This is a genomic window from Comamonas sp. 4034, from assembly GCF_050434545.1.
Lineage (GTDB): Bacteria > Pseudomonadota > Gammaproteobacteria > Burkholderiales > Burkholderiaceae_C > Comamonas > Comamonas odontotermitis.
On sequence record NZ_JBNDIT010000045.1, the window covers coordinates 1 to 5,364 of the forward strand.

The 5,364-nt window shown below is 54.3% G+C and carries 3 protein-coding genes; 2 read left to right on the plus strand and 1 reads right to left on the minus strand.

The window, feature by feature from the left end; translation table 11 throughout:
- Positions 1–154 (minus strand): transposase (locus tag ABIE32_RS21540; protein ID WP_429019334.1); only part of this gene is annotated, 154 nt, incomplete at its 3' end.
- A 255-nt stretch (positions 155–409) separates the two neighbouring features.
- On the opposite strand from ABIE32_RS21540, the gene ABIE32_RS21545 reads away from it, so the two are divergent.
- Both ABIE32_RS21545 and ABIE32_RS21550 read left to right on the plus strand, forming a co-directional pair.
- On the plus strand, positions 410–2,608 hold the full coding sequence (locus ABIE32_RS21545) for an IPTL-CTERM sorting domain-containing protein (RefSeq protein WP_429019328.1): 2,199 nt from the start codon (positions 410–412) through the stop codon (positions 2,606–2,608).
- Between the two features lie 546 nt (positions 2,609–3,154).
- The coding region (locus ABIE32_RS21550) for a GEVED domain-containing protein (RefSeq protein ID WP_429019331.1) at positions 3,155–5,364 on the plus strand (2,210 nt) is incomplete at its 3' end.

The following is a 5,364-nucleotide window of genomic DNA, read 5'->3' on the forward strand; positions in this document are numbered from 1 at the left end:
GGCGCAAGGGCTGGCTAAACAAGCACTTGATGGTCAGGCAAAACTGGATGGCCGCATCTGAAAACTTCTGGCAACGACCACGCTTGCCCGTGGGCGGGGCTAGCCACTGCATCTCCCTATCCAGCCAGATGGTCAGGTCCCCTCGCGTCCTCAACGCTGCGTTATACGCCTTCTAGTTCGTTGTGCGGCACTTACTCCGGTCCCAGCTCGTCTCTCTCATCTCCCCAGCCTACGCTAGCTGAGGACGACACTTGTGCAACAACGCCCAATTGCGACGTAATCAACCAAATTCGTCCTATTACACAAAAAATATAAAAAATCAAATAACTTATAAAAAAAGCAAATATTCAGAATGAATCCGTCAAACATAATTTTATAGAACTTAAAGTTCTCAAAAAGGAGAGAGTAGATGCATGCCGTCTTGACCCGCACGCGCCAACATAAGGCAATCTTTAAAACTTTGACAGCAACTGTACTTGCCTGCTCACTAGGCATGGCGTATGGCTCCGTCTATGCCCCAGACAACTTCGCTTCGGGAGGTGGCACCAATTTTGAGACCATGGTGATGGTCAAGGACAATACGGGCAGAGTGGTAGTCGGTGGAGCCTTCACAACAGTGGAGGGGCAGTCTGGCTACCAAGGCGTGGCGCGCTTTAATGCGGACGATTCGTTGGACACTAGCTTCAAAGTCACAACCAACTCATATGTGCGGACTGTGGCCGTCCAAAGTGATGGAAAGATCCTCATCGGGGGTGATTTCAACTATGTCACTGGTACGGGAAGCGCTTCTGCGGTGACCAGTTCAGGAATAGCACGCTTAAATGCTGACGGGACAGTTGATTCCACGTTTCATAACGTGCCTCTATTCAAAGTCAATAGTCCTGTTCGCAGCATCGTTGTTCAGCCAAATGGGAAGATTCTTGTGGGTGGCTACTTCACTTCTTTTGATGGTGTGCCGCGCTCGTACCTTGTGCGATTGAACACAGATGGGACACAAGATGGCAGCTTCGCTGCGCTTCCCAACAATCAAGTCGAGGACATAAAGCTGCTGGCAGATGGCAAGATTGTTATCGCTGGTTCATTTACCCAAGTCCAAGGCACCTCCATTCGTGGGGTGGCGCGTCTGAATGCTGACGGTACGCTAGACAACACGTTTGTCCCGAATGCAAACAATCCTGCTGCACCCAATGGCTCTTCTGGAGGATTGTTCCCTGTTTATCAGATTGCTATCCAGGCGGACAACAAAATCGTTGTTAACGGGGGGCCACTCAAATTTGCAGACGAGTGGCATCGTGGCGTAGTGCGACTGAATACTGACGGCACACCTGACAGCGCTTTCAATCCATTCATTAATGATTGGGGTTACGCTGTTGCGCTGCAGACGGTCGGCGGTGAGGAAAAGATTCTCGCTGGCGGTAGATTCACGGTAGTGGGTCAACGTGACATTGCGACGGATGCTCCCGTCGGCACAGACATTGTCCGACGCGGCATTGCTCGCTTTAACGCCGATGGCACAGTGGATGCCGATTTTGATACATCGAATGGCACGGATCTACCGGTCTTAGCCGTGTTACCTAACAACGATGGCACAGTCTACATTGGAGGTCAGTTCACCAGTGTGACTGGGATGGTGCGCCGCGGCATTGCCCGTCTTAAAGAGCTTGACCCCACAACACAGATCATCAACTTCGTGCAGCCCGATCCCGCTGTATACTCTGCGATGAACGGCGCCACAGTTGCGTGGACTGCTGCGCCGCCAACCACCAGCAGCGCAGGTCTGCCAGTCACCTATAGCAGTGTGACAATGTCGGTTTGCACAGTGAATGCATCCACTGGTGTGGTCACGTTGGTATCTCCTGCTGTAACAGGTCTGTGCACTATTGAGGCAAACGCTGCCGCCGGAACACAAGTGGTGGGCGGTATTACCTACGACGTCAGTGCAGCCGCTCCCGTGCAACAAAGCATGCAGATCGATGCGCCCCCAGATCAGAGCATCACGTTTCCAGCACAAACCACACCGCGCGACGTGGCAGGCGGCACATTCAGCATTGATCCCTTGGCCACGGCGAGTTCGACACTGCCAGTGACGTACTCCAGTTTGACCCCTTCCATCTGCACAGTTTCGGGGACAACCGTAACCCCAGTCACGGGAGGTCTCTGTACGATCGCAGCCGACCAGGCCGGAGGCACGGTGGGTGCTGTGGCATTTAATGCAGCGGCCCAGGTCACACAGAGCATGGTCGTACAAAGTGCTCAAACTGTAAATTTTCCAGCGCAGTCTGCGCAAAGCGTGGTGACTGGCGGCTCGTTTGCCTTGTCTCCTGAAGCCACTGCCACCTCAGGCTTGGCAGTGATCTACACAAGTCTTACGCCTGGCGTGTGCACTGTGACAGGTAGCTCCGTTAAAGTTTTGACCTCTGGCACCTGCACAATTGAAGCCAATCAGTTCGGCAACGAATATTTCACACTAGCGGCCCCGGTGAGCCAGTCTGTGTCAGTTACTGCGTTGCCAGCACCTGCTGCCACTCCCGTACCTACTCTTGGCGTATGGGCTTTGGCAACGCTGACAGGATTGTTTGGATTCATGGGCTATCGCCGACGCCTCTGATAATTAGCGCCTATTGAGGGAGCCTCCCTGGTGTTTAGTAACGCAGGGATGGTTCTTTTTTTCCGCAAACTTGATTTTTTGATTTACCGCAGTTGATGACCTTCTAAGCGAAGCGCGAAGAGCTGTTTCGATTCATCCTTTTTAAGGAGACGTCCAATGATCGCTAAGTGCACATCTCTTGTACAACGGCTACATACCTCTTGGTTTAAATTGGCTGTTGCAATGACATTATTAATCGGCGGACAGGGATACGCACAGACTTGCAATCCTGACAAGCCATATGATCACATCGTCAGTTCCTTTCATCAAACAGCTGTTCAGCGCACAGATGGTTCTTGGGCTGGCTGGGGCGCTACGATGGGCTCTCTTGGCTTGACTGGGGCGACTGGGACTACCTACGATGGCCGATCGGTGCCACGCCCCCTGGATATCAAGGCCGGCGGTACATGGGAGGCAGCCGGTGGTAGTTGGCCGAGCGGCCAAGTTGGTCTAGTTGGTGAGCCTCTGCTTATCACGCTGGCTAGCGCCAACGCCACGGAACAAACCGTGGCGCTGACAACGCAAGGTTTGTTTTCCTGGGGTTTTCCCCTAATTCTGAACTCCTCGATTAAAAGTGCCACGCGCGCTGCGGCGTTTGCCGTAGATGGCAAGACGGACGGGTTGCCGCCGGGTGTTAGCCCCACAGATGTTGCCCAACTTTTTGGCAGCTATCGCCTGTTGGCCGTTGTCACCAAGCCAGCACATGGCGGACAGTTATGGGTACTGGTCAACCATGCTGAGGCGGGCTTTACCAACTTGCGTGGCGATGGCTCGATTGATATAGCCAGCAACAACAAATGGCATCGCGTTAAGATCGACTCCGCGACGGATTTAAATAATGTAGTGGCTGTCCGAGGCCAGGTGGGCGGATTATCAGGTAGCCCTACGACCTTGGGCGCAATGATGGCTCAGACAGCAGATGGCAAGCTCTATGCGTGGGGTAATAAGCCTTATTTCGGCAACGGCGCCGCAGCCACTCCTACGCCTTTTGCAACACCGATGACTCTGCCACAAGAGGGAGGGGCGGATATCGCTCCGATGATGATTGGTGTGACTGGCAATGCTGTCTCCAGCACGATGTTCGTGCTCTCCACCACGGGTACCTTGTATTCGGTCGGCGCCAATAACCAGCGTCAATTGGGTGCCAACCTACCCGAAACTTCAGCCGAGGTGACTACCTGGCAGGTGGTTCATGGGTTTGGGGAGACAGAAGCCACGTGGCGCGGCAAAGTAAAGTCTTTTAGCGTGCAGGAGCACGACTCGGGCACCACTACCTCTAGTGGAGGCGCGGCGGGTGCTTTGATCACTGTCGATGATACGGTCTATACGTGGGGAAGTAACCATAACGGCATGATCGGCCGCGCGACAACCGCGGGGGGGGTTAGTGTGGGCGCAAATACAATCTTCCATTTGGGGCAGCCAGTTACCACCGGGGGAGCGCTTCCCGCTCGATTGGTCGAAGTTGGTGGACATACCATGGTCTATCTGCCTAAAGACAGTGCTCAATTTTGCTATGTCGGTCACCAGGTCAATGGGAGCATGGGCGATGGCGTAATCGCAGGTGCGACCCAAAACGCCTTCAATTGCAGCCAGACTCCTGTGGTGAATATTTGCGGCGCAACGGGCTTTGACAATGGGGACGCACCAAGCGTCTATGAAAACGGTGGCGGAAGCAACCAAGCCATGCACGCCTATACTAACAACATCCTGTTCCTGGGCGCTCTGCCGCCGCAGGCAAGTGATGATCTACCAAAAAATGTAGTCAGCGGGGCCTCCAATGTGGGAGCGAATGGCGACTTCATTGCCTCGCCACTCACGTTGGAAGAAGATGGGATAACCCAATCTACTGGACCCATGGGCAATTTGACAGCCGTGACCCTGGCCGGCGGAGATCTACCAGTTATTCTCACCACTCAGACGACCTACACAATGCAGGTCGCTTATACCAATCAGACTGGCACAGCCGCGGCTGTGCACGCCTGGGTGGATTGGAACGACAACGGGATTTTTGAAACCAGTGAATACGCCAGCGCCCCCGCCGTAGGAGGCAGCGGTTCGGTTGCGCTTTCGTGGCCCGCCGTCAGCAGTTTGACCGAGGGCTATCGCTACATTCGCCTGCGCATCACTACGAAGACCGGATCCAGTCCGTACAATGAGTTGTTTCCCGCGGCCAATGTGACGATACGAGGAGGCGAGGATGCCCGAGCTCTGGGTTTTGCCGCCGATGGTGAAATCGAGGATCATCGTGTCCGCGTGGTAAGTTCAGCAGTCGTTGCCAATCCCGATACAGACTCCACTGCTGTCGGCATTCCTGTTTCCACCCCAGTTGTGACGAACGATACGGCTTTGGGAGGTGGAAGCATTGATCCAGCCAGCGTAAAACCTACGGGAACCCAACCACCAGCTAACGGTACGGTCACTTGCTCTGCAGGCGCGTGCACGTATACACCAAACCCGGGTTTCATTGGCACCGATACTTACACTTACGAGGTATGTCTTGCTGCTCCTAACGCCGCGGTATGTGGCGAAGCCTCAGTAACTGTGACGATTACTGCTGCCTCTCCAAGTATCCAAGCCAATCCTGATACGGCCACCACACCTGCCGGGACACCCATCTCAACGCCAGTTGTGACGAACGATACGGCTTTGGGAGGTGGAAGCATTGATCCAGCCAGCGTAAAACCTACGGGAACCCAACCACCAGCTAACGGTACGGT

Coding starts and splice junctions, on each gene's coding strand:
- ABIE32_RS21545 (WP_429019328.1), top strand. CDS start 410: ATGCATGCCGTCTTGACCCGCACGCGCCAACATAAGGCAATCTTTAAA.